The organism is Dyadobacter bucti (assembly GCF_005869225.1).
Lineage (GTDB): Bacteria > Bacteroidota > Bacteroidia > Cytophagales > Spirosomataceae > Dyadobacter > Dyadobacter bucti.
On sequence record NZ_SWFP01000006.1, the window covers coordinates 379371 to 405140 of the forward strand.

The 25770-nt window shown below is 45.8% G+C and carries 20 protein-coding genes; 14 read left to right on the forward strand and 6 right to left on the reverse strand.

The window, feature by feature from the left end; translation table 11 throughout:
• Positions 1-19 precede the first annotated feature (19 nt).
• Positions 20-1948 carry a tetratricopeptide repeat-containing sensor histidine kinase gene (locus tag FBF61_RS21390; protein WP_138481139.1) on the reverse strand — a complete coding sequence of 643 codons (1929 nt, stop codon included), beginning with the start codon at positions 1946-1948 and terminating at the stop codon, positions 20-22.
• 200 nt (positions 1949-2148) lie between these two features.
• Here FBF61_RS21390 and FBF61_RS21395 point away from each other — a divergent pair, with 200 nt between their 5' ends.
• Together FBF61_RS21395 and FBF61_RS21400 are read left to right on the forward strand one after the other, a co-directional pair.
• The gene (locus tag FBF61_RS21395) at positions 2149-2553 is read left to right on the forward strand and encodes a hypothetical protein (protein ID WP_138481141.1); all 405 of its coding nucleotides are present in this window, start codon (positions 2149-2151) and stop codon (positions 2551-2553) included.
• Between the two features lie 37 nt (positions 2554-2590).
• Positions 2591-3496 carry a hypothetical protein gene (locus tag FBF61_RS21400; RefSeq protein ID WP_138481143.1) on the forward strand — a complete coding sequence of 302 codons (906 nt, stop codon included), beginning with the start codon at positions 2591-2593 and terminating at the stop codon, positions 3494-3496.
• 61 nt (positions 3497-3557) lie between these two features.
• Here FBF61_RS21400 and FBF61_RS21405 read toward each other — a convergent pair whose 3' ends face one another.
• Both FBF61_RS21405 and FBF61_RS21410 read right to left on the reverse strand, forming a co-directional pair.
• On the reverse strand, positions 3558-4745 hold the full coding sequence (locus tag FBF61_RS21405) for a peptidoglycan DD-metalloendopeptidase family protein (protein WP_138481145.1): 1188 nt from the start codon (positions 4743-4745) through the stop codon (positions 3558-3560).
• Positions 4746-4814: 69 nt separating this feature from the next.
• Positions 4815-5312: a DUF1579 domain-containing protein gene (locus FBF61_RS21410; protein WP_138481147.1), complete on the reverse strand. Its 498-nt coding sequence runs from the start codon at positions 5310-5312 to the stop codon at positions 4815-4817.
• Positions 5313-5578: 266 nt separating this feature from the next.
• On the opposite strand from FBF61_RS21410, the gene FBF61_RS21415 reads away from it, so the two are divergent.
• Positions 5579-6595, forward strand: coding sequence for a GlxA family transcriptional regulator (locus FBF61_RS21415; RefSeq protein ID WP_138481149.1), 1017 nt, complete (start codon positions 5579-5581; stop codon positions 6593-6595).
• A gap of 20 nt (positions 6596-6615) precedes the next feature.
• Here the strand turns inward: FBF61_RS21415 and FBF61_RS21420 are convergent, their stop codons facing one another.
• On the reverse strand, positions 6616-10776 hold the full coding sequence (locus FBF61_RS21420; RefSeq protein WP_138481151.1) for a carbohydrate-binding protein: 4161 nt from the start codon (positions 10774-10776) through the stop codon (positions 6616-6618).
• Between the two features lie 224 nt (positions 10777-11000).
• On the opposite strand from FBF61_RS21420, the gene FBF61_RS21425 reads away from it, so the two are divergent.
• Positions 11001-11540, forward strand: coding sequence for an O-acetyl-ADP-ribose deacetylase (locus FBF61_RS21425; protein WP_138481153.1), 540 nt, complete (start codon positions 11001-11003; stop codon positions 11538-11540).
• Positions 11541-11549: 9 nt separating this feature from the next.
• Here the strand turns inward: FBF61_RS21425 and FBF61_RS21430 are convergent, their stop codons facing one another.
• A complete protein-coding gene (locus tag FBF61_RS21430) occupies positions 11550-11816 on the reverse strand; it encodes a filamentous hemagglutinin (protein ID WP_138481155.1) in 267 nt (88 codons plus the stop codon).
• Positions 11817-12045: 229 nt separating this feature from the next.
• Between FBF61_RS21430 and FBF61_RS21435 the strand changes: the two genes are divergently transcribed.
• From FBF61_RS21435 to FBF61_RS21470, 8 genes are all read left to right on the forward strand, one after another.
• Complete coding sequence (locus FBF61_RS21435; protein ID WP_138481157.1) at positions 12046-12321, forward strand: ArsR/SmtB family transcription factor; 276 nt, start codon at positions 12046-12048, stop codon at positions 12319-12321.
• Positions 12322-12529: 208 nt separating this feature from the next.
• Entirely contained in the window at positions 12530-13606 is a 1077-nt protein-coding gene (locus FBF61_RS21440; RefSeq protein WP_138481159.1) for an efflux RND transporter periplasmic adaptor subunit, read from the forward strand.
• 14 nt (positions 13607-13620) lie between these two features.
• Positions 13621-16740 carry an efflux RND transporter permease subunit gene (locus FBF61_RS21445; protein WP_138481161.1) on the forward strand — a complete coding sequence of 1040 codons (3120 nt, stop codon included), beginning with the start codon at positions 13621-13623 and terminating at the stop codon, positions 16738-16740.
• 36 nt (positions 16741-16776) lie between these two features.
• Positions 16777-18138 (forward strand): TolC family protein, encoded by a 1362-nt coding sequence (locus FBF61_RS21450; RefSeq protein WP_138481163.1) that lies wholly within the window; start codon positions 16777-16779, stop codon positions 18136-18138.
• 152 nt (positions 18139-18290) lie between these two features.
• The gene (locus tag FBF61_RS21455) at positions 18291-19250 is read left to right on the forward strand and encodes a YjgN family protein (RefSeq protein ID WP_138481165.1); all 960 of its coding nucleotides are present in this window, start codon (positions 18291-18293) and stop codon (positions 19248-19250) included.
• A complete protein-coding gene (locus tag FBF61_RS21460) occupies positions 19243-20328 on the forward strand; it encodes a M48 family metallopeptidase (protein WP_138481168.1) in 1086 nt (361 codons plus the stop codon). Before FBF61_RS21455 ends, FBF61_RS21460 begins: the two co-directional genes overlap by 8 nt.
• A gap of 56 nt (positions 20329-20384) precedes the next feature.
• Complete coding sequence (locus FBF61_RS21465) at positions 20385-21161, forward strand: SHOCT domain-containing protein (RefSeq protein ID WP_138481170.1); 777 nt, start codon at positions 20385-20387, stop codon at positions 21159-21161.
• Between the two features lie 212 nt (positions 21162-21373).
• A complete protein-coding gene (locus FBF61_RS21470) occupies positions 21374-22288 on the forward strand; it encodes a mechanosensitive ion channel family protein (protein WP_138481172.1) in 915 nt (304 codons plus the stop codon).
• A 43-nt stretch (positions 22289-22331) separates the two neighbouring features.
• Here the strand turns inward: FBF61_RS21470 and ahcY are convergent, their stop codons facing one another.
• Positions 22332-23648 (reverse strand): adenosylhomocysteinase, encoded by a 1317-nt coding sequence (ahcY, locus tag FBF61_RS21475; protein ID WP_138481174.1) that lies wholly within the window; start codon positions 23646-23648, stop codon positions 22332-22334.
• A gap of 303 nt (positions 23649-23951) precedes the next feature.
• Here ahcY and FBF61_RS21480 point away from each other — a divergent pair, with 303 nt between their 5' ends.
• Both FBF61_RS21480 and FBF61_RS21485 read left to right on the forward strand, forming a co-directional pair.
• Positions 23952-25037 carry a sensor histidine kinase gene (locus FBF61_RS21480; RefSeq protein WP_138481176.1) on the forward strand — a complete coding sequence of 362 codons (1086 nt, stop codon included), beginning with the start codon at positions 23952-23954 and terminating at the stop codon, positions 25035-25037.
• Positions 25038-25039: 2 nt separating this feature from the next.
• Positions 25040-25762: a LytR/AlgR family response regulator transcription factor gene (locus FBF61_RS21485; RefSeq protein ID WP_138481178.1), complete on the forward strand. Its 723-nt coding sequence runs from the start codon at positions 25040-25042 to the stop codon at positions 25760-25762.
• Positions 25763-25770: the final 8 nt, after the last annotated feature.

The window sequence follows — 25770 nt, forward strand, 5'->3', positions numbered from 1 at the left end:
CTCAGCCGGTCAAGCGATTTCAGATCACAATTTCCACCAGTACGGAGGTGCCTTCTTCCGGCCCGGACTGAATATCCAGTTTCCCATTCAGGTAGTCGACCCTGGCCTGAACGTTGCGCAGGCCTGCACCCTTGTTTGTCTCCAGATTTTTTACATCAAATCCTTTTCCATTATCTTCCACCGACAAACTTACGTGATTACCGACGCGGGTAAGCTGCACTTGTGCCTCAGTGGCGTCGGCATATTTGAGGACATTGTTCAGCAGTTCCTGCACAATCCGGTAAAGCACAATTTCGACGGATGAATCCAGCCTTTTATCAAAACCAAAATCCTGCATCTTCACCTGAAGCTGCCCTGAGGCACTGATTCCGGAACAAAAATCTGTCAATGCATCGATGAGGCCAAACCTGACCAATGCTTCGGGCATCATACTGTGGGCGACGCGGCGCATTTCGCTGATCGCCCCATCGAGCTGCGTGAGGGCCCGGGTAAAGGTCATAGCGCTTTCCTCAGGCAAAATTACATTTCCTTTCACGGAATTAAGAGTTAGTTTAATACCAGACAATAATCCCCCCAATCCGTCATGCAGGTCACGCGCCACACGGGTGCGCTCTTCTTCCTGACCTTTTAAAATAGAATTGGAGGCTACAAGCTGTCGTTCCTGCTGTAGTTGTAAAACTTCATTTTCAGCGATGCGTTTTCTGATCGTGATATTTCTGTAAATCAGGGATGCGACGATCAAAAGAACTATGAATCCTGCTATAAGGCTATAAATTAGTGTGTTACGCGTTTGTTTTTCTTTTTCAAGTATTACGATCTGCTTTGCTTTTTGCGCAGTAAGGTATTTGGTGTCGAGCTCCTGCAATTGTTTTTGAACTTCAACTCCCTGGATCGAGTCATTCAGGGCCGTATATTTCATGAGATAATCATAAGCGCCTTTATAATTGTTTCCCCGTGCCAGATCGGTAGCGTAATCCTCGTAAAGCTCTACCAGATGGTCGGTCATATCATTGGATTCTGCAATTTTGAGGGCTTCCAGTGTGTACTCTGCCGATAGTTTTGGGTCATTATTGTCTTCTGCCACAAACATCAGAGCCCTCAGGCACTCCATTTCCAGAAATACATTGCCCGATTTCCGGGCTAATTCCAGGCCCTTTTCGCCGAAATTCCTGGCTTTGTCCAGTTGTTTCAGTCCGCGATGGTCGCGGCACATACCCGCATAAGCCTGTATGACAAAAATGTCGGAGCCGATTTTCTGCGCAATGTTCAGGCCTTCGGTATAGTAGTCGAGACTCTGCTGGTATTTTTTGAGATTAAACAGACATCCGCCAAGGTTCGTTAAAATGTCGGCCAACTGCAGGCTGTCATTCATCGGACGTGCCAGTTCCAGTGCTTTTTGTTTGTATCCCAAAGACTTACTGAATAAATTGGCATGCTCAAACGCACTCCCGATATTGATGTAGAGCCTTGGCAAAAACTCTTTTCTTCCCAGTTTTTCAAATACGTCTGCCGATTGCTGGTAATATTTGATCGCCTCCGTGAAATTGCCCATGTAAGTATAACTGGCAGCGATATTGGCGAAGCTTTTTCCAACATTAACCTGATCGCCCGCGCCCTTTGCAATTACCAGACTTTCCTGGTTCAGTTTGAGGCCCTGGCCGAATTTCCCCTGAAGGTTCAATATATAAGTGTAATTCGACCTGAACTTGAACTTGCCTGTAGGATAACCAAGTTTGTCGCTTAGTTTTCCTGCCAGCAGATAATATTTGCCCGCACTGTCGAGATTTTCGTTTTCCAGTAATTGACCAAATTCAATGTACGCCAGCACTCGGTTGGTGTCTTCTTTACTCTGCCTGATCTTTTTGAGAATGGCGTCTGCATTGCCGTTCTGAGCGGTGACTTGGGTACAAATAAACGAAAGAAAAGCAACGCCTAAAATTAGTTTCATGGAACCATGAAGGATTATTGAGCCGGTAAATTACGGGTGTAAAAATCTGAAATAAAACCATTTAATAATATCCTCTAAAAGCATGATTTTTCAAAATTCGTGCTTTTAGAGGATTGATCCCGGGCCGGACGGGAGGCTACCTTTGCATAGTCAAAACGACAAATATTACATCAGTCAATCCAACCATAATTCTATTAGCCATGAAAAAGATTTTTCTTTTGTTGTCCCTTACTACGCTGTTTTTTTCCTGCAAAGAAAAGAAGGACGAAGTCGCTCCCGAGCTGAGCAGCCAGGTTGTCGGAACCTATGCCGTTACCGAACTGAAAGTTGATGGAGTAAACTATCCGCTCGACCGGGCCGATATTTCAATCATTCTTAAAAAGTTTTCCTCCGAAGTTGTATCAGGTGTAATGACATTGAAGCTGGATGGTACTTCCGAGCCCGATGAGAATCTGGGGACGATCAATCTGAAAAATGCAGGCAGCACGGGGATCGACCTTTATGAGGGAACGGAAAAGGTGGGGAATATTGATAAGTCCAATGTCCTGTCCATATATGTAGCGTTCGAGGGACAGGATTTTGAAATGATTGCAAAAAAGAAATAAAACCATCCGGTCTTGAACCGGACCTTACAATTTAGCCATGAAAAATACACTTATTACCCTATGTTTTTACGCAGCCACCCTATGCTTTCTGAATTTCCAGTTTGCTGATGATTTCTCAGAATTCGGAATCAGCACGCAAAACGTTCAGGAAAGGCTTTGGAGCAGTTTGCAAAACAGTGAGGTGATCGTACCTTACTTAAACAATACCGTCAAATCGGCCTGCCGCGCCATCTCTCCTGAAAATCAGGCTGCGGCGGTTCAGAAGATCGGTAAGCTGGTGAAGCTCTATTACGTATCCGACGAATTCAAAAAACGTTACGGTGACTGGCTCGCCAGAAGTTTTCCGCAGGTTGAGGTAGGGGTTAGTGAAAAAAGGCAGGCCGAAATCCGTGCACGAAGGATCAAAGAAACGGCTAACCTCAACGCAAAGGACATCGAACCGATCGTCGATATTCAGATCCAGTCGGCAGAAGCTTTTGTAGCAATGGAGGGAATGCTTTCCAGCCTTCCGCCGGAACAAAGAGCAGACTTCAAAAAGCAGATTGAGGCAGGAAAGTATAATGCGGCTTTTTATAAGAAGATCAAACCATTGTTGAAATCAAATATAGAAGAGTTTAAAAAGCAATATGCCGAACATCTGGCGCAGGAAGACATTGCCCAGACCGAACAGCAATTGAGCAGTAACAATAAGAACAACAAGGCTGAGTATGAAAAATGGAAAAGCCCTGAGAAAGTGTTATCGGCAAGGTTGACCGAATTTCTTGAAAAAAGCAAAGGCGTAGATTTTTCGGCCCAGACAAAGGAGGTTAACAATCAAAAGAAGTTTGTCAACAATGCGTACGAAGCAAAAAATGACGTCTGGAAATTTTGTTACAGAGCTGGTCCGGCTCCGACCAACGCGGCCAGGGCATTTGCCCAGCAATGGCTGGCGGAGTTGAAATAGGTGGTGGTGTAGTTTTGAAACCGGGGTCGGCAAATTTACTGTCTGCTCCGGTTTTTTTATTCTATTGTTCTGATGCAGAAAGGATTGAAACACTTTTGTCTTTTTTGGTTTCAGCGAGCGGAACGGTGGGAATGTAACCTTTTGTGCCGTCCTGCAATACAATCCTGTAACCTTTGGCCATTTCTCCGAGTACCCTTACTTTATCGTTTGCAGGGAGAGTGGTGATCTTTGTAGTGGTGTTAAACGACGAGGTCGCAAATACATTCACTTTCTTTCGGACCGCCACCGTATCACCAAGCCACCGCGACTGTTCGGGCAGGCCGGGGATTTTTTCTTTGCGGTCATTGATGAAAGGCAGGGGATTTACTGCTCCTGTACCGCGGCTGTAAATCCCAAAATGCAAGTGCGGAATGGTAGTAATCGCGTTTCCCGTATTTCCAACCAGCCCCAGGGTGTCGCCACGTAAAACGCGCTGGCCGATATGGACCAATTGGCTGTCTAAATGGGCATAGTAAAGAGAGTAGGGGCTGCCAGCGGCTGATAAAAAGACGACTTTTCCTCCAAGATTATTTGTTCCTGTACTCGTAATGAAGCCATTGTCCGAGGCCACCACGGGGGTTCCGCGTTTTGCTTTGATGTCAATACCTTCGTGGGATCTTGCACCGCCATCCCGCTCCACACCCCAAAAACTGATCACACTAGACATGCCGTGATCGGCCACGGGGAAGTCCAGAACAGGCTGGGTAGCGAATGTCACCGCAACTGTCAATTTTTGACCAAGGCCTGTTTGCAGCCGTAACAACAATGTATCGCCTTCGTTTTCGGCATAGCTGATAGTCCCGTTTTCGTCGCTCAGATATTCTATGCGTTGCGGCTTTCCGTTGGTTTTGATCTTGTAAAGTTCCACAAACAGCCGGGAACCTGTGTCTGCGACGCTTTTTTCCGGTGTGATCAAAAGCCTTCGTCCTTCCTGTACTAAAAACCTGACGGATTGTGCGGGAACGGAGTCGCCGAGGTAAAACCGCTCCTGGTAAGGTGTCGGGGAAAAGAGCGAATCGGTAAGTGCTTCCTTACTGACTCTGAACCAGGTCTGGCCGGCGGGAGTCGTTTCCAGTTTTGCCTGCAATAATTCCTTTTCATACTTTTCCAGAGGCGTGACCGGGAACCAGTGAGAAACCGGCACTGGCTTACATGCATATATGAAAATGGCTGACAGGACAATTGCCAGCAGCCGGATCAATCGTTTCATCGGTTGGTTTGTTGAGGTACAACCGACGAGATAATAATTTTATGCCATCGGGTAGTTTAGCCCGTTTTATTATATAATCCTCTTATAAATAGTCTCTGTCGCCAGTGCCTCGTCTCCTTCGGGGCTGATGTTGTAGGCTCTGATGATCAGGTTATTTTCATCGGTAAGTTCTGCGACGGTCCGCCAGCCCCATGGCTCAGGGATATCCGGGCCGCCATAACTTCCCAGAACAGAAAAGCCATTTTCGGTAGGATTGCCTTCGGAGAGAAGAATTCCCGTTCCCATATGGAAACTGTCAATCCAGGCCGACTGGAACTTGTTGTTTGGGATATCAAAAGCATAGAATGCAATCCCTTCGAAGGCCTCGCCGTTCAGGCTGCCGTGGTATTCGTGTATAAGGATTCTGCCTCCGAGAATGGAACGGATAGTCCCCTTCATCGGCGATTCGTCGGCCATTACATTCGGTTCGAACCAGGTTTTTGTAGATCCCTCCCAGGTTCCTGTCAATGATTGCAGCTGCTTGTGCACGCCGGTTTCCAGTGAAATTTCAAATTTACTTTTGCCCATTGGTCTTGTTTTTTATGCCACGGAATCACGGATTTACACGAAGTTTGCGTGATTTCAGGGAGGTTGAAATAGTAGTTTTCAAACAAAATTAAGAATATTAACAATTACTGAAAGTGGTTAAAAAGCTAACATTGAGGGGGATTTGAGACAAAATATCTTATATTGGCAGGCTTCTTTATTTTTGATATTCAAATTAGCGTGGAATTGGTCGAGTAGGAAATGAAGGACAGCGTATTAAGTATGTGACTCAATTAACTTCGTCAACCATGATACAATTAGGTCTTTTGATCACCCACAGGCATCGTCTGCTGAGTGTGGCAGCTTTGCTGGATGTTTTTGAATCGGTTAATATTTTTTGCGAAAGGGATAATCAGCCTCCGGTCTTCGATATAAAGTTATTTGTCCCGGAAAATCATTCGGCACCCTTTTACGGATCGTATATTACACATCCCATTCAACTGGCTGATAAGCAGGATATCGTATTGGTCCCAGCTTTCGGCGCAGGGGATCTGGAAGTTTCGATAGCAAAAAACCAGGCGTGTATTCCGTGGCTGAGGGCACAATACCAGCAGGGCGCGGAGATTGCGAGTTTCTGTACGGGGGCTTTTCTATTGGCCTCAGCCGGGTTGCTCAACGGAAAGGAGGCAACTACACATATAGATGCCGCTATAAGCCTGGCATCGAATTTCCCCGAAATCATCATGAGAAGTGATGCCGTGGTAACTGAGGATAAAGGGATTTTCACAAGCGGTGGGGCGACCAGCAGCTTTCATCTGATGCTTTATCTGATCCAGCGATATTGCGGTCGTGACCTTACCTTGCGCACCGCTAAAATGTTTGCAATTGATATGGACCGGGAGCAACAGACTTATTTCGGTACTTTTTCTCCCAGACAGAACCATGGTGACGGCCTGGTGAATATGGCGCAGCAAAAAATTGAGAAGGAATATCAGGAAGGCAGCACTATTGAAACACTTATCCAGGATATTCCGGCCAGCCGGCGTAATGTTGTGCGCAGGTTCAAGCAGGCGATAGGTGTTACACCGATTGAATATCTGCAAAGAACAAGGATTGAAGCCGCCAAAAAGCTGCTGGAACAAACGGACCAGAGTGTGCTTGAGGTGATGCTGAACTCCGGCTACAACGACTTGAAATCATTTCGGCAGCTATTTAAAAAAAGCACAGGACTGACCCCGAAAGAATACAGGGACAAGTTTAATGTTTTCAGGCTTGATACCGGTGGGGCAGAAAAAAGGGTACTGCGAACAATACCCCTTTCCTGAGTTAAAACTTGTAAATCAAGTCAGTTTACTTTGACCAGCTTACGGAAGGCCCGGTCATTTCCCTGCATTATTTCAATCACATACACACCGACCGGCAGCTGAGAAATGTCCAGTTTATGGGACATTTTGGGCGTGGAACTGTGCACTTTTCCCTGCTTGTACAACCTTCCTGATTTACTGTCGAAAATTTTGATATCCAGGTTTGTTGCATTATCATCTTCGAGATCGATGTTGATAAAATCGGCGGTCGGATTTGGATAAACTTTAACGGCTTCATGCAGGATTTTCCCGGTTACAGCTGTTGGGACAACCGTTTCTGCCGCTGTGCGTTGATTGGGAGCATCGGAGGCTATCACAAACATAGGCGTTTCGGAAGCCGTTACGGTTACTTTTCCATCAACGATTGGTAATTCCTGAACGTCCATATTGTTACTTCCGGCTTTGGGTGTAAAAATTTTCGCAATTCCGGCGCCGCCCAGGTTCAGCGTGTATTCGGTGGTTCTACCGGTCTCATCGGGAACTACCAGAATAAAAAGTGACTTTCCATCAAGCTCATAGCGGTCTACGACCGGATCTGCGTGGATGGTTTCTTTATAAGAATACTCACCGAAAAGGTTCTTGGTCTGTAAAAAGTAGTCGGCTGATGGCCGGCGCGACTGGTCGTCGTTTACAAACCCCGAAGATCCGAATATTCCGCCATAAGGATTATCATCATACATCTGATAAAAGAAGACCTTTTCAATTCCGTTTCTGGCGGAAAATAATGAGGTACGCAGAATCCAGTCTGCCTGAGTCTGCATAGCAGATTTGTTGCCAATCGGAATCGCTTTCAAAGGGCTTGTCTGACTGATGTCGTAACCTGCTTCCGTGATCCATACAGGCAGATCGTTGGATACTTCGCGGGTTACTTTTACAAAATTCTCGAGAATATCAGAAGCATTGCCCATTTCCGGCGCCACTCCCCGGGTAGAAGTCCCGCTTTGGGTAGAAGATGCATCATCCGTGTAAAGATGGAAGTTGACGATATCCCAGCAGAGGTTGACCGTGCCGTCAGGATTATAGCCGCGGAATTCCTTGCACCAGTCTACCATACCTTTTACGTAATCAGGACCGGTTACGAGTCCGGCAATGACTACTTTCATATTCGGATCGGCATTTTTAACACCTACCGCGGGCCCCATCGTATTTTTATGGCCATCATAAAATGCAGATAAATTGGCTGCATATTCCCGCGCGGTTTGATAACCTTTGCGGCCTTTCCACCATTTGTCCCGTTCATTATCACACTCAATATATTTGATCAGGTCAAGGCCGATTTTTACAGTATTGGGATAGTCGCCATACCAGCGGGGTTCCGTAGAAACACTTAACAATGAAGGATCCACCTGGGTATTGCTTCCGTAACGGGCAGCATACTGAAAAGCAACTCTTGACTGCTCGATATAGGAAAGCGGATCGGCGAAATCCTTGCCATATTTTACAGGTACGTTTTCATGGTCTCTTTCATTTTCCGGGTAGGTTTCGAGCATCCAGTTTGACAACGTTTTAAGGCAGGCAAGTACTTCTATATTTTCCTGCTTGCATCTTTCGTAGATCAGGTCGTAGTTCCAGCTGCCGCTCAGGGTAGGGTTGTAGGAAAATACACCCTCCCGTGACTCCAGTTTCTCCCAGTCCATATAGTGGCGCAGGCCGGTAAAGCTTTTCGCCGCAGTCACTTTCGACTCCACCAGGGATTCGCTATGGTGTCCATCCTGAAAATTCCACTCGTAGCCGTTCACGCCGAGAAGGTCTTTGATCCGGATATTTTTAGTCCTTGCCGGTGGGGTTGATGGAGTAGCTGGCGTATATGCTCCGTAAAATTCAATTTCGGTGGGGAGGATATTGGCCATGGTCATCACGATGTACCGGATGTTGGTTACAGGTGCATCGAGTTTGAACTGGGCATTACCGGTCAGATGCCTGTCGGGATATGGGCCTACCCAGCCATTGTAAACATCGCCGGTAAAAGTGGCAATGGGTATGCGCCGCCATTGATCGTCGATAACCGAAATAATCATTGGCTGATCCTGTGTAGAACCTGCGAAATCAAAGAATCTGATACTTTCAAGTGTAATCTCTTCTCCATCCAGCAATGGATAATAGGCTTCATAATTATTGATGATCTTGCCCCAGCCGGTGTGGACGTCTTCTTGGGTATTACCATCAAAAAAACCTTCGAGTCCGCTGCTGGCGTTGGTCAGCTGGTACCAGCGTTTGGGATCGATCGCAATTTTGACAGCATTCGATGGATTGGTTTCGCCTGTTACGATCAGTACCCTTGATATATTTTCAGCTGCTGTAAAATTGCTGTTTCCTGCCTGAGAAGCAGTAATTGTCGCTTCACCGGCTCCCGCAATTGTTGCTTTCCAGTTTCCATTTGCATTGTAAACCGTAACAATATCCGGATTTGAAGTAGTGAAAATTATGGGTGTTTCAGAGTTGGTGCTCGTAGCTATCAGGTCAAAAGGGGCGTCTCCGACATTTTTAGCCGGAAACTCCTGAAATGTGATAACCGATTGGCCGAGCACCGACCCGGGCGTAGCCTCAAACCAGTTGAAATTAAATGCGCCGCGATTGGCATAAATTCTTAAAACCTGGCTTCCGGCTGCAAGGGTCGCAGTAGTCCGGATCGTGGCCCAGTTTTGCCAGCCGCCTGTTTGAGGAACATCGACCTGGCCCAATACATCACCGCTGACATTTTTTATCTGGATATTTCCGTTTCCGTAACTGTTTGAAATCCTGAAACTGAACGTATAAAGTCCTCCCTGGGCAACATTTACATTATAATCCAGAAAGTCGCTGTCATCGATATAACTTACTGCGGTACTTTCGTCGGTATCATTCGAAGGTTCTGTTCTGATGTCGGCGGAAACGTCGAAAGTTTCCGCTTCAATTTTTCCTGAAAGCGGCCGCGATTTGCTGACATCAACCCAATTGAAATTCCACCCGCCTTTTTCAGCAAAAACACGTAATGTCTGGTTTCCAGCCGGTAAATGTGCGATCATATTGACGGTTTTCCAGCCCTGCATGCCACCAGTTTGCGGTAGTACTATTGATCCTAAATCAGTTCCGTTTTCCGTTTTCAGGGTCAGCGTCGCTTCCGGACTGTAGCCGTTTGCTATCCTGAACCCAAATGTATAGAATCCCTCCTGCGGAGCGTGAACTGCATAATCCATCCAGCTTCCATCCTGTATCCAACCTACATTCTGCCCCCCGGCAAGATCGGAAGTCGGCTCGTTCACGACACTGTTCATAGCAACATATTCTTCTGCTTCAACCTTTGCCGGGAGCAATGTGCCGGTAACAGTCTGCTGGTTTAGGGAGAGTTCCAGCCAGTTGAGGTTGAAGGCCCCGCGATTTGCAAAAACGCGTATGACCTGACTTCCCGCAGGCAGGGTTAATTCCGTACTGACGGTGGTCCAGCTTTGCCAGCCTCCGGTTAGTGGCACATTTACTTGTCCGAGTAAGGTGCCGTTGGCATTTTTAATGTCGATCAGGCCGTTTCCGTATGCATTCGCCACCCTGAAACTGCAGGTATATGTTCCAGCGGAAGAGGCTTTGATGTTGTAATCCATCCAGTCTTCGTCGTCAATATACCCGACGTTGAGTGCACCATCGGTATCGCCTGTGGGTTCTGTCCGCACTTCGTACATGGCATCGAAATGTTCAGCCTGAATTTTTCCGGGGACTTGTTTTGGGGCAGTAACTTCGAACCAGTTAAAACCAAAAATCCCTTTCTCCGCAAAAACGCGTAATTTCTGATTTCCTGCGGGTAAAAAAGCGATCATACTTACCGACTGCCAGCCTTGCATACCGCCGGTCTGTGGAAGAAGGATTTGTCCTAGCACATTTCCGTCTGCGGATTTCAGCGAAATCCTGGCATCCGGGCTAAAACCGTTGGAAATTCTGAAATTGAATGTGTAATAACCCTGAGCGGCCACATTGACATTATAGTCCATCCAGCTACTATCCGCGATCCAGCCGATGTCAAGACCGCCGTTTTCGTCGGATGTCGCTTCCGTTCCAATGCCGTGCATGGAAACGTAATCTTCAGCCTCTATTTTAGAGGGAATTGATTTGTAAACCTGGGCACGGGCTGTCAGGCATGCCAATAAAAAAAACAGAAGTAAATTTTTTTTCATTCAATCGACCATTACATATTCCGTGACCATAATTTGTTTGTAAGATTTCATCATAAGAAGTAGAAACCATACTATATAACATGGGATTGATTTAGAATTTATTGCAGTAAAAATTCTAAAACCTAAGTAAAGGTAAGCTTTATCCGTGTAGTCGTCAAATGCTCGGACAAATAACCTGGAATGATAATTTATTCCGTACGCATTATCAATAAATGCTTGAAAATATGGCCATTGAAACAAAAATAGATCTTGTTAAAGGAGACATTACGAAGCTTCAGGTAGACGCGGTTGTAAACGCGGCGAACAGTTCATTAATGGGTGGGGGCGGTGTTGATGGAGCAATACACAGAGCGGGGGGGCCTTCAATTCTTGAAGAATGCAGAAAAATAGTAGCAATGCGGGGCGGCTGCAAAACGGGCCATGCGGTGATTACCACGGGAGGGAACTTGCCCGCAGAGTTTGTTATCCACACAGTAGGGCCCGTGTGGAAAGGAGGAGGGAACGGAGAAGAAAAAAGTTTGGCAGATTGTTACAGAAACTCGCTGAGCCTGGCTGCTGATAACGCCTGTAAATCGATCGCATTTCCAAATATCAGTACGGGGATTTATGGCTTTCCAAAGGATAAAGCGGCAAAGGTCGCCGTTGAGACTGTTACAGCTTTTATTAAAACAACAGATACGATTGAAAAAGTGGTTTTTGTGTGCTTTGACCAGGAAAATTTCGAGATACTCTCTCGATTCCTGGCAAATATCAGCATACGTTAAATTACAGAATTAATTGAAGGCCGGGATATCCGGTTCGCCCCCCGGCTCCCGTAGCGGCTCCACTTCTGGGACCACAGGTTCAACCGGCGGAAGTTCGGGTTCCGGTCTCAGAGGTGGATTTTCGGGATCTCTTTCAAATGGGGGCGTTTCTTCCGGAGCATCCGGAACGGGAACCTCGGGGCGCGGATCGAACGGCGGGTTTTCACCCGGATCGGTCGGATCAATCATTTCAAATGTTGTATCCAGATATGCTGATGCTACGTTGTAGATGTCCATGATTTTGAATGTTTATCGGTTTGAAGTTTGTAACAGTTGTATCAAAATAACTGTGCCGGGTGAACAGCAGTCCGGAAGATCCCACATACAGATGTTAGCCGCAAAACCAGGTTCTCCGGGGGTACTTAAAAAAATATTTTTCCGGACCGGGAATTATTTTATTTTTGGAAATGTAGTGTAGCCACGAAGCATTTATTAATACATTCAAATTTATCTATATATCAAGGTCATGGATGTGCGGAAAGTGGAGAGGATATCGAAGGCGTTGAGTGATCCGAGCCGTATTCTCATTTTGCAGCAGTTGCGGGAAAAGGAAGACTGTTTATATTGTCATGAGATATCCGATTTCATAGATCTCACGCAACCGTCCATTTCGCACCATGTGAAGCAGCTCTCAGACGCCGACTTGATCTTCGTAGTGAAGGAAGGAAGAAACGTAAAATACAAACTCAACTCATGTATTCTGGATGAATACGTCGGTTTTCTTAATACTTTAAAAGGTTAAAAATTTTTGCTCCAATACATTGATAGATTTCAATGTATTTATAAATTAATATTGGTTACATAGTTTCGAATTAACAACTCTTAAAACAATCCCAAGCAGAAAGTGTGCGCCACAACACACAGTCTGTGAAAAACCAGAAATATCAAGAAACGTCCAAAAGTTAGTATCTAATCAATCGAAATATTTAAATATTTATATAAATCTATACATGGAAAAGATAATCCAATCTGCAAAAATCGTATCCGGCCTGATATTGACTGCCGTGATACTTGTGTCTGTCTACCTTAAAGGGCACTCATCCGAGGAAGTTGAAAAGGAAAATGTTAAAGTGGAACAAAAGCCACAGGGGGTTCCGGTGGATGGCCAGGTACTTCACTCCGAGTCATTGAATGAAGAAATGACAGTTTCCGGGACGCTGATTGCATTTCAGGAAGTAAGCATTACCAGTGAGCTGAGCAGGAAAGTGGTTTCTGTTCATGCAAAAGAGGGCAAATTTGTGAATGCAGGCGCCTTATTGTTCAAGTTGGATGATGCCGACCTGATCGCTGAACTGGAACAATTGAAACAACAGGAAAAACTGGTGTTGCTGAACGAAAGGAGGCTTAAAGATCTGATAGACAGGGAAGCTGCGATCCAGCAGGATTATGATCAGGCATTTACAAATTTGAAAGTATTGCAGGCCAAGATCGAACAGCTAAAAGTTACCATCGCCAAAACCAGTATCCGGGCGCCTTTCAGCGGGAATCTTGGAATTGTGAATGTGTACCCCGGAACCTATGTTACACCGGGTAGCCCGCTGGCTTTGCTTACAGATAACAGCCAGCTAAAGATCGATTTTGCGGTTCCCGAAAAACATGCTAATACCCTGAAGCCGGGAGACGAGGTGCAATATCAGGTCGAATCGGATGAAAAGGTGTATAAAGCAAAAATTGTAGCCCACGAAGCCGGCCTGGACCAGAAGACCCGGACTCTGCTCATGCGGGCAGTAAGCAGCAACAGCAGCCGGGAATTGTTGCCCGGGCAGAGTGCGAGGCTGGCGATACGTTTAAACACTACCGGTAACGCATTGATGGTTCCCAACCAGGCATTGATACCGTCGTCGCAGGGTTATAGTGTTTTTGTGGTGAATGCCGGCAAAGCCATTTTCAAACCTATCCAGGTAGGCCAGAGAGACGCATTTTCAGTGCATGTAACAAGCGGGCTCGCTTCAGGAGACACGGTTATCACCAGTAATATGCTCCGTTTAACACCTGGTTCCGCCATACAATTGGTTTCAGTTCATTAAAAATATTTTTCGTTATGAGTGCTATTTCTCAAGTTAGTATCTCCCGGCCAGTTTTGGCCGGGGTTATGTCCGTACTGCTTATACTTTTTGGTATCGTCGGCTATACATTTTTAGGAACACGGGAATACCCGGTTACAGATTCGCCGATTGTGATGGTAACTACGGTATATCCCGGTGCGAGCGCCGACATTATTGCTTCGCAGGTTACCAAACCATTGGAAGAAGCGATCGCGGAAGCAAACGGGATCCGGTCGGTTTCATCCACTTCCCGCGAACAGGTCAGTATTATCACTGTTGAGTTTGAGTTAAATGCGGATCTGGAAGCGGCCGCCAACGATGTCCGTGACAAAGTTTCCAAATCGCGCCAGCAACTGCCGACCGACATTGAGCCGACTATTGTTGAAAAGGCGGGTCCTGCCGATTTTCTTGTTTTTCTTACCGTTCAAAGCAAAACGAAAAGCCTTGAAGATGTAACGGATTTTGTCAATATCAATATTAAAGAAAGGCTGCAATCTATTCCCGGCGTACGTTTGGTGGATTCTTATGCGGGTAGAAAACGTGCGATGCGCCTAAGGATGGATCCGGTAAAACTGGCTGCCTATGGCCTGACACCAACTGATATCCAGAATGCTTTACAGCGTGAAAACGTGGATTTACCGAGCGGCCGTATTGAAGGCCAGAACACCGAAGTAACGCTGCGTACGCAAGGAAGACTGGTTACCGAGGCAGATTTTAACAATATGATCCTGCGGGAAAGTGATGGCGCAATTGTTCGTTTTAAAGACGTTGGGGAAGCGATAATGTCCTCTCAGAATGAAAGAACTGCCATGATCATCTACAGCGGTAATACTGCCGATTATGGTGTGGGAACCGGGGTAAGCCCACAGCGCGGTGCCAATTCCCTGGCGATCGTGGACGAATTCAAGAACCGTTTTGAAGAGATCAAAAAGAATGCACCTAAGGAATACGAGATTGCTTTGGGTAAGGACTTTACAGTTCCGGTGAGGAACTCCCTTTCAGAAGTGGAAGAAACATTACTGCTCGCGTTTGCCCTTGTTTCCCTCATCATTTTCGTCTTCCTGCGCGACTGGCGGAGTACACTGATCCCCTTGCTGGCAATACCGGTTTCCATCGTTTCTGCATTCTTTATTATGTACATAGCCGGGTTTTCCATCAATGTACTTACGCTTCTCGGGCTGGTACTGGCAATCGGATTGGTTGTGGACGATGCGATCATTGTTCTTGAAAATATATACAGTAAGGTTGAGGAAGGTATGTCGCCTGTTCAGGCGGCGAGGCTTGGTTCGTCGGAGATCTATTTCGCGGTAATTTCCACGACGATTACGCTGGTAGCTGTTTTCCTTCCAATCCTTTTTCTGGGCGGGTTAACCGGGCGTTTATTTAAAGAATTTGCGATTGTTGTAGCAGGATCGGTGACGGTTTCGGCTTTTGTTGCCCTTACCCTAACACCGATGATGAGCGCATATCTGCTCAAATCAGGTACTTCGCACAACTGGCTTTACAAAAAAACGGAGCCCTGGTTTGTTGCGTTGAATGATGCTTATGCCAGATCGCTTTCGGCATTTATGAAAGTGCGCTGGCTGGGAATTGTATTGCTGCTGGTTTCATTTGGGCTTGCGTACTGGCTTGCTCCCAAACTTCCCTCAGAACTGGCACCACTGGAAGACAGGTCGATGATAGGCCTGGCGGTCATTGCGCCGGAAGGAACGTCCTACGAAAGTATGGAACAAAGTATGAAGCAGATCGGGAATTATATCAGCGACTCTATCCCAGACCTGAACGCTGGGCGCACTTATACCGCCATTGCGGCGGCAGGTGGAACCTTGGCACAGCCGGTAAATGGAGGTTTTCAGTGGATATTTTTAAATGAGCCCAAAGACAGAAAAAGTGGTCTGACACAGGCACAAATATTCCAGAAGTTGGTGGTTGCGTCTCAGCAATTCCGAAATGTGCTCATCATTCCCGTGCAAACCCCGACAATAGGTGGATACGGAAACACCCAGCCGGTACAATATGTGATCCAGGCACCGGGATTGAAGGAGCTGATCAATGTAATGCCAAAACTGATGACGCAGGTAGGAGGCAACAAAAAACTTATTTTTGCCGATGCGGATTTCAAAATTAACCGTCCGGAGATCAGTATCAGTATTGACCGCCAGCGGGCGGCCCAATTGGGAATTTCAACCCAGGCCATCGGGCAAACATTACAGCTTGCGCTCAGCAGCAGAAGGTATGGGTATTTTATTCATAATGATCGCCAGTATGAAGTCATCGGGCAGCTCGACAGAAAGGACCGCTCGGCGCCCTATGATCTGAAATCTATATATCTGAAATCCGGAAGTGGGGAAATGGTATCACTGGATAACCTTACAAAACAAAATGAAGGCATCAGCCCGCCAGCAATATATCGTTACAATCAGTCGTACAGCGCCACGATCTCGGCCACGCCGGCACCAGGCGTAAGTTTGGGCGAAGCGATTCAGGAGCTGGACAAAATCACAGCCAAAGAATTACCCAAAGGTTTCAGCACCGCCCTCGCCGGACAAAGCAGGGATTATTCCGAAAGCAGTTCCAGTCTGATCTTTGCATTCATTTTTGCCATTGTACTCATCTATCTGGTACTGGCCGCCCAGTTTGAAAGTCTTGTAGATCCGTTTATTATTCTTTTAACAGTACCGATGGCCCTGACGGGCGCATTGCTCAGTCTTTGGTTTACGGCACAGTCGATCAATATTTTCAGTCAGATCGGTATTATCATGCTCATCGGGCTCATTACCAAAAACGGTATCCTTATCGTGGAATTTGCGAACCAGAGCAAAGAAGAAGGTAAGTCGATTTTCGAAGCTGCCAAGGTCGCCGCGGTTTCACGCTTTCGTCCGATTCTGATGACAACCCTGGCTATGATATTCGGGACATTGCCGATTGCATTATCACTGGGTACGGCGTCGGGCAGCCGCCAGTCGCTCGGTATTGTGGTAGTGGGAGGGCTGATCTTCGCCGGAGTGCTCACGCTTTATGTGATCCCAGCGATTTATTCCTACCTGTCAAGACCGCTTCGGGGGCATTACAAAGAAAACACGACTACACGGGCCGAGGAAGCGGTATTGCACTGATCACCTCAAACGATGCATTAACATCACATATCCATCATGAAAAATTCAATTTTAAATCAATATAACCGGGTAATATGGCTGATCGCCGTATTCCTGGTGTCAGCTCCTTTGCTCCTGAGGGCGCAAAAACAGTCGCTTTCTTTGCAGCAGGCTATTGAGCAGGCTAAGGCAAGAAACCGTGAACTACGTATCGACTCACTGAATGTACATAAATCAAGACAGCAGACTGCGATTACACACGGTTTGCTGATGCCGAACATCAGCCTCACCGGCCAGTTTCAGCATTATTTTCAGAGACCGGTTTTCTTCGGGCTTAACACCAATCCTTCTTCTGAAAAAATAGATTACGCAAGGATCGGTGGGGAAGACCTGGCAGGGGCACAGGTTTCATTGGTCCAGCCCATTTATAATTCGGGGACAAAGCATGAAATCAAAAGACGAGGTCTTCTTGAAAAACAAAGCCAGCTTTATTACCGGGAAAAAGAAATAGATGTTGTAGCTAGGGTTAAGCAAAATTATGTTCAGCTGCTGGTTTTGAATGAAAGACTAAAACTTCAGAAAGAGAGTATTCTGCGTAATAAAAAGGCACTTGCCGATGCCAGCTCATTACTTGCTCAGGGTCGTGCGCTCCGGGTGGATACATTGAGGGCATATACATCTGTAAAAAACCTCGAACCCGATGTGTTAAGGCTCACATACGCGTTGCAGATCAGCCAGCAGCAACTTCGGGTATTATTGGGCGATGTATCCGAAACAGAGTATAATCTTTCCGATTCGCTGCAACTGAACCCTGCCGACTCGATTCCTTCTGAAAACAGTACTTACCACTTATCAATACATCAGCGCCCGGATTTGCAGATCCTCACATTGAATAAGGAAATCAACGACCGGGAAATTGAACTGTACAGGTCTGCGCGCTTGCCAGTGGTAAACTTTGTCAGTCAGTATCAGCTGCAAACCCAAACCAATCAGTTTCGGTTTGGAAATGCGGGTTATCCGCCGGTCTTCTACGCAGGTATACAATTTTCTATTCCTTTGTTTAGCGGGATGCAGCATATCAACAGGATTGCATTGGGGAAAATCGAAAGGCAGCAGGCAGATATTGTTTACAATAATGCGCAAGAGCAGCTGAAGAGTGAGGTTAAGCAAATCCTGGCTACTCTTGTGGAAACGTCCGAGCGGATAAAAACGCAGCAAAATGTATCGGAAACAGCGGAGCTGAGTTATTCTATCGTAAAGTACCGGTATGAAAAAGGGGTCGCCTCGAGGCTTGAACTTACGGATGCAGAATTTGCATTAACTACCGCCAAGTCGAATTATCTGGAAGCGGTTTTTGATTATTTATCAGCAAAGATCGAACTGGACAGGACTACCGGCAAAGCTGAGGAAGATTTATAATTGTATTGGTCTAACCTGAGGCAAGTTACCTTTGGTTAGACCAAACGCTCCGGTAGAAAACTCACACCCGCTTTTTCAACTGCGGAGAACCTTGATTACTCGCAAAATATTCTATATTTGATTTTCGTCCTCAGTTCAAAAATCAAATGAATATGGAGCATCATTACACAGATACACACAAAATCAGCTTTCATGGAAACGGGGCCAAATTGTTCAGGATCTATATCCTGAACATCCTGTTAACCATTCTCACACTCGGCCTGTATTATCCCTGGGCCAAAGCAGCATTAATTAAGTATCTCTACCAGGAAACGGAATTTAAAGACAGCCGATTCGCCTTTCATGGCACAGGAAAGGAAATGTTCATTGGGTTTATCAAAGCGCTGGGCATATTGGTTGTCGTTTACGGATTGGTGTTAGCGGCCGCCCTGTCGATAAATAAGGTGGTGATTATCGCCGGATCGCTTGTTTTCTACATCCTTTTATTTTTTCTCATTCCAATTGCTATTCATGGTTCTCTCAGGTACCGGACATCCCGTTCGTCCTGGCGCGGCATTCATTTTGGTTACAGAGGTGACCGGAACGAACTTGTCCGGCTTTTATTTACCGGCGGTCTGCTTACCATCTGTACTTTCGGCATTTACTTTTTCTGGTTGATTATCAAATTGCGGAAGTATATTTTCCAGAATCTTCGTTTCGGTAATCTTAGGTTTTCGTTTGAAGGTGAAGGTAGTGCATATCTGATGCTGCACCTCAAAGGTTATTTTCTGACTATTATTACTTTAGGGATATATGTGTTCTGGTATGTTAGGGATTTGTTCAACTATTATATTGATAACATCCGGTTATATCAGGATCACAGGGTGCTTAAATTTCGTTCTACCGCGACTGCGGGGGGCTATTTCAAGCTTATCATAGTGAACTTTCTGATCATTATCCTGACTTTGGGACTTGGAACGCCCTGGGCGGTTGTCCGGGCATTTGAATTTATTACCGGCAATGTGATCATCGAAGGCGCGCTGGATGCGGATGCAATCCGGCAAACTGAGGAAAATTATACGGATGCAACAGGAGAGGACTTAGCAGATATCATTGACATTGGCCTTGTTTGATTTAAATATTAAGTATTACGACGGGAAGGTTTCAGTTGCACATGATGCAACAATGATACTGATGTCGGACCACTGGCTGATCAAGTATTCGATCGGCGAGGGGATCAATCAGTACGTCCGGTGGGATATCAAGGGGATCATGACCGATGAGAATTTTACCACCATCCATGTTTTCCGTTACGGTGGTTTTCCGGAGCAAACTGTCGTCAGTAAGGATGGAAGATTGCCTCAGGCACTGAAGGACAAATATCCCTCCAAACGTTTTATCGTTGGGCGATCCTCCGATATTTTAAAGAAGAATACGGTTCTGGCTAGCCTGACAGTTGCTGTCGTTGTATTTATCGCTGTTCTTTACTGGTACATCATTCCGTTATTTGCAGAAAAAGCTGCGTCCCAAATTCCGACAGGCATGGAGGTTAGCATAGGTTCATCCGTGTACGAAACTGTGATGAGCCAGTATGAAGTCAATGATACACTGACTGGGAAAGTCAATGATTTTCTGCAGTCCTTTCATCTTAAAACGAGCTATCCGATCGAGGTCACCGTGGTTAACGACAAGCAATGCAATGCATTTGCTTTGCCTGGTGGGCATATTATTATTTTCAGCGGAATAATCGCAAAGATGAAAACCAAAGAAGAGCTCGCCGCCCTGCTTGCACACGAAACCGCTCATATCCACTACCGTCATTCACTTAAAAGCACGTTCAGAACCTTATCTCGTAATTTGTTTGTGTCGCTGCTGTTCAATGATATTAATGGAGTCGCAGCTATAATCGCCGACAATTCCAATATGCTGATGAACCTGACCTATTCTAGAGAACTGGAAATAGAGGCAGATAAAAATGGTATGGCAGTTTTGGCGGCAAACGGGATAAGTCTGCGGGGATTTACAGACCTTTTTCAGTTGCTTAACAACCATGCTGAAAATTCGGGAGAACTGGAAATTTTAAGCACCCACCCCCTCACAACCGACAGGATTGCCTACGCAAAAGAAAGCGCCAGAGAGCAGGTCAATATCCGCGACCAGTCAAGCCTTGAAAATAAATGGTTGAATTTAAGGCTGAAAGCCGGAAACTGATTCTATAATGGCACTGTTTTTGTGTTCTTTCATTCCAAATAGAAATATTAAATGTTATGAAAGTACTTACAGAGCAAGGCCGACGGAATATAGAAGATATTGCCGGTCACTATAAATTAAAGACAGAAACTGTTGAAGCCCTGCTAAATGCGATCGTCAGAGGCAATGGGAGCATGGCCCAATTCAATATACCTGAATTGGGCGGAGGGGGCCAGTGGATGAAAGGTGGGATGACTATGGTTGGAGATATGTTCAACAATTCGCTAAAATCAATTGTTGACAGACTATCTAATGAATTGTCCGGCCTGTTGGCCAAGGGGGCATTGTTCGAGGACATAGATGATCAGCCGGTAGAAAACCACTTGCGGGATAAGGAGATCAAAGGCGTTACAGGTAGTCCCTGGCCTTCGATATTCGGGACACCCACTTCCAGTGGTTCCCAGAATAATTTCAGGTACGCCTATTTCGCCCCGGTACGTAGGTTGGTGATCGAAGAAAATGGTAAACAGATCATTTACGACACAAAACATCATCAGATTTCCGGGATATCACAGCAGCAGGGATCAGGCACATCCTATAAGTTCTCGAGTCAGGACGGTCCTGTTACTCTGGACAGTTTAGATGTAATTTCCGAGCCGGGAAAACAATCCCAGCCCACCCCCGAACTAGCCTACGATGTCACTACGAATGTGGATTCTAAAGGTGAAAATACTCCTACAACGCAGGATATAATTATTTCCACTATCGAGAAAATCAATATTCTTTTTGAAAGGGGACAGATCACGGAGGAGGAATTCAAAACTAAAAAGCAGGAATTACTGGACAGGCTGTAAGGATATTGAAGTAATACTTAGTCAGCCGGTTTTTTTAAATGTCATCCGAAAAGAAAAGTACACTTAGATGTGGTGCTTCTTTTTGGATGACATTTTTTCATTTATTTGCAGGAAAAATGGAGGCAGCTCCGTTAGAACTATATTACCAATAATTATGAGATGGCCGGCCAGTTAGCCGGGCTGGCCTTTGGATTTCGTAAAATTACCCTGAAATGATATTCGCGCAAATTACAAAAATCGTCGACCCTATGGCGGCCAAGCTGGACAGATGGTTTGACGCCAGCGTCCGGTTTGTACCCAATCTGATTATCGCCATATTGGTACTCGTGTTTTTTCGGTATCTGGCCAAATACGGCAGCCGGGTCGTGGAAAGAGTATTAGGAAAGGCGTCTCAAAACATTGCACTTGTGAGTCTTGTTTCTGCATTGACGAGGATCGCAATTGTTACTACCGGGTTATTTTTTGCGTTGGGTGTGCTCGGTCTGGATAAAACCGTTACATCGCTGCTGGCAGGTGCCGGCGTATTGGCCCTGGCATTGGGTTTCGCTTTTCAGGATCTGACAACCAATTTTATATCAGGAGCCTTTATCGCGATCCAGAGGCCGATTAAAGTAGGTGACGTTATTGAAACAAACGGATTTACCGGCAGGGTGTTATCAATCGGACTGCGCTCTGTTAAGATGGATAACTTTGCCGGACAGCAGGTGGAATTACCAAGCAAGGATATTTTTCAAAAACCCATTTTAAACTTTACCTATTCCGGAGAACGCAGGGTATCGTTGGAATGCGGTGTTTCTTATACTGATGATCTGAATATTGTCGAGAAGCTGGTGCTGACTACGGTTAATGATCTTGGCTTTTTAAGCAAAAAGAAAGTATCTGAATTCAACTTCATCAGATTTGGTGAAAATAGTATTGATTTTGAGCTGCTTTTCTGGATAGATCAGACCAAAACCGGGCCGGGTGCGGCTAAAAGTACTGCAATAAAAGCGATTAAGAAGGCTTTTGATCAGAATGGTATTTCTATCCCCTCTCCGGTAAGTTGGCATGAAGCTCAGCTTCGTGCCGCTATTACAAGGCCTCCGGCCGGATTTGCAGATGCAGACCGGCCAGAGGCCTTAAAATAGTGGGTCCGAAGCGGAGCTTCGAACCATTAAAAGCTTCGAACCATTAATAGCGGTAAGTTTCCGCTTTAAAAGGACCTTCCGTTGAAACGCCGATGTAAGCAGCCTGCTCTTCAGAAAGTTTTTCCAGTTTTGCACCGACGTGAGCCAGGTGGAAAGCCGCTACTTTTTCGTCAAGCGCTTTTGGAAGCACATATACCTTTTTCTCGTAGCTTTCAATATTTGTCCAAAGCTCGATTTGCGCAAGCGTTTGATTTGAGAATGAGCATGACATCACAAAAGACGGGTGTCCCATTGCACAGCCCAAATTTACGAGACGGCCTTCTGCAAGAACAATGATGTCTTTGCCTTCTACCGAATAAATGTCAACCTGTGGTTTGATCTGCGATTTGGTGTTGCCGTAAGTTTTGTTCAGCCACGCCATATCGATTTCATTGTCGAAGTGACCGATGTTACAAACAACGGCTTTGTCACGCATTTTGAGGAAGTGACGGTCTGTAATGATCTTGTAGTTACCTGTCGCAGTCACAAAGATATTGGCACGCGCCGCAGCGTCGTCCATCGTGACCACTTCAAAACCATCCATAGCAGCCTGAAGCGCACAGATCGGGTCGATTTCAGTAACCAGAACGCGGCAGCCTGCCCCGCGAAGTGACTCCGCAGAACCTTTGCCTACATCACCATAACCTGCCACTACGGCCACTTTCCCAGCCAGCATCAGGTCGGTCGCGCGACGGATAGAATCCACAAGCGATTCGCGGCAACCGTATTTGTTATCAAATTTAGATTTGGTAACCGAGTCATTTACGTTGATCGCAGGCAAATGAAGCGTACCGTTTTTGAAACGTTCATACAAACGGTGAACCCCGGTTGTTGTTTCCTCCGAAAGACCTTTGATACCATCTATAAGCTCAGGATACTCGTCAAAAACCATGTTGGTAAGGTCACCGCCATCGTCAAGGATCATGTTCAGTGGCTTGCGATCTTCACCAAAAAACAGCGTTTGTTCGATGCACCAGTTGAACTCTTCTTCATTCATGCCTTTCCACGCATAAACCGGAATCCCAGCCGCCGCAATTGCAGCTGCTGCATGATCCTGCGTTGAAAAAATATTACATGACGACCAGGTCACTTCTGCGCCCAGTGCTGTCAATGTTTCGATCAATACAGCAGTTTGGATGGTCATGTGAAGACAACCAGCCACACGTGCGCCTGCCAGTGGTTGTGATGGGCCGTATTCAGCGCGGATCGCCATTAAGCCTGGCATTTCAGCTTCTGCTAGTGTGATTTCTTTACGGCCCCACTCGGCCAGCGAGATATCTTTTACCTTGTAAGGAATGTACGTTTCGGTTGACGTTGCCATTATTTTACAGTTTAGTTAATTTTCTTATTCTAATACAAAACTAAGTAGAAAATCCACGGACAGGAAGGGGAATAGATACAAATTGTGATTTTGGAAGACAAATTGGATATTTTATCTATAACCGGTCTTAAAACACACGCCTGTCAGTGACTTCGCTGTGAAGAGCATTCCGCGTCAGATATTTTGTCTTGGCCCATAGAAGTTGTCGTTTGTCGACATTTTCGTAACGTCCGTCGATAATGTGTATACGGTCATTTTTCAGAAAGCCGATCAATTATCTTTGTTAACGTGCCCAAACATCTGATGATTCAAAATCTGGCCCAAAACAGACTTTTTCAGCACATAGCATTCTGGCTGATCGTAATGATATCGCTGACTGCTATTTATGGTGCCGGCATGCCCAATTACTGGCTTGCACTGGGGGTTGTGGCGATGTTCTTACCTATACACATGCTTTACTTTTACGCCATAGCCTATGTGGTGATCCCGAAGTTTTTTGACCGGAAAAAGTATGTAGGATTTTTGGCCCTGCTGTTATTGTGCGTGCTGCTTTCTACGGTTCTGTTCCGGCTGGTCGAGATACTGATCGCTGACCCGATTATCAATAATGCCATCAGGGAAAAGGACCCGACATTTGAATGGCAGAAACTGAAAGGGAGTTTTGTTGAGCAGTTTACAAAATCCGTTTATCTCACAAGTGCCTTTGAGCAGACGAATATTTTTGTTTGGGTAGCGTTGTCGGTTAAATTTTTCAAAATGTGGTTCGAAAGACGGCAAGCGGCCATTGAAGCAGAACTGAACTTTCTGAAAGGCCAGCTGCATCCTCATTTTTTATTCAACACCCTCAATAATTTATATGCACTGACTTTAAACCAGTCGCCCCGGTCGGCCGGTGTCGTGATGGGATTGTCGGAAATATTGCGCTATATGCTTTATGAGGCGAATACCGATGTGGTGGACCTGCAAAAAGATGTCCGTATTGTTGAAAGTTATATCGAGCTGGAAAAGATCAGGTATGAGGATCGTCTGGATATCAATTTTAGTATCAATGGTCTGTTGCCGGGCCTCCGGATTGCGCCCCTGCTGATCCTGCCGTTGGTTGAAAATGCGTTCAAACATGGTGCCAGCGAGCAGCTGGGCGATGCCTGGATCAACATGGACCTGCTGATTAAGAACAATTTACTTAAATTTAAAATAGTGAACAGTAAACCGGAGCATACGTTTCCGGAGGAGCGGGAGAAGCATTATGTGAGCATCGGACTGGCCAATGTCAGAAAAAGGCTGGAAATCCTTTACCCTGCGGCATATCAGCTCAAAATCCGGGAAGAGGAGGATCTGTTCGCTGTCATTCTTGAAATAGATCTGAAAAAGCTTGTCGCATCAAATTAATTATGAAACTGAGGGCAATCCTGGTGGACGATGAACCACACGCGATAGAAGTACTGGACAATTATCTCGGTAATTTCAGTGAAATCGAAGTCATTGCGCGGTGTCGGAATGCAATTCAGGCCTTTCAGATTTTGCAGCAGAACAAAATTGATCTGATGTTCTTGGACGTGAAAATGCCGGGATTGAAGGGCACAGATTTACTCAGAAGCCTCACGACACCTCCAAAAGTAATATTTACCACTGCCTACGAGGACTATGCGCTTGCAGGTTTTGACCTGAATGCTGTCGATTACTTGTTAAAACCTATCCCCTTTGAACGTTTTTTGCGTGCAATGGACAAGGTCTTTGGAAGTATGGATGTCGGCCGCCGTTCTGAAATAGTGCCGGAAAAACCTTACATAAGCAATCAGGATGTCTTTTTGTATCTAAAAGTAGACCGGAAAATGGTTAAGGTGAACGTGAAGGATATTTTCTGGGTCGAAAGCCTGCGTGATTATATTAAGGTAGTCCTGAAAGATAAAGTTCTGATCTCCAAACATAAAATAAGCCTGCTCGAAGAACTTCTGCCAGAGGACGGATTCGTGCGCGTCCACCGCTCTTTCATTGTTTCTGTGGATAAAATCGAAAGCTATCATTCCCATAAAATAGAAATTGCCGGAAAAGAACTTCCCATAGGCCGCAATTTCAGGAATGAATGCCAGCGCCGGTTCAGGCTGACTTTTTAGCAATGCGT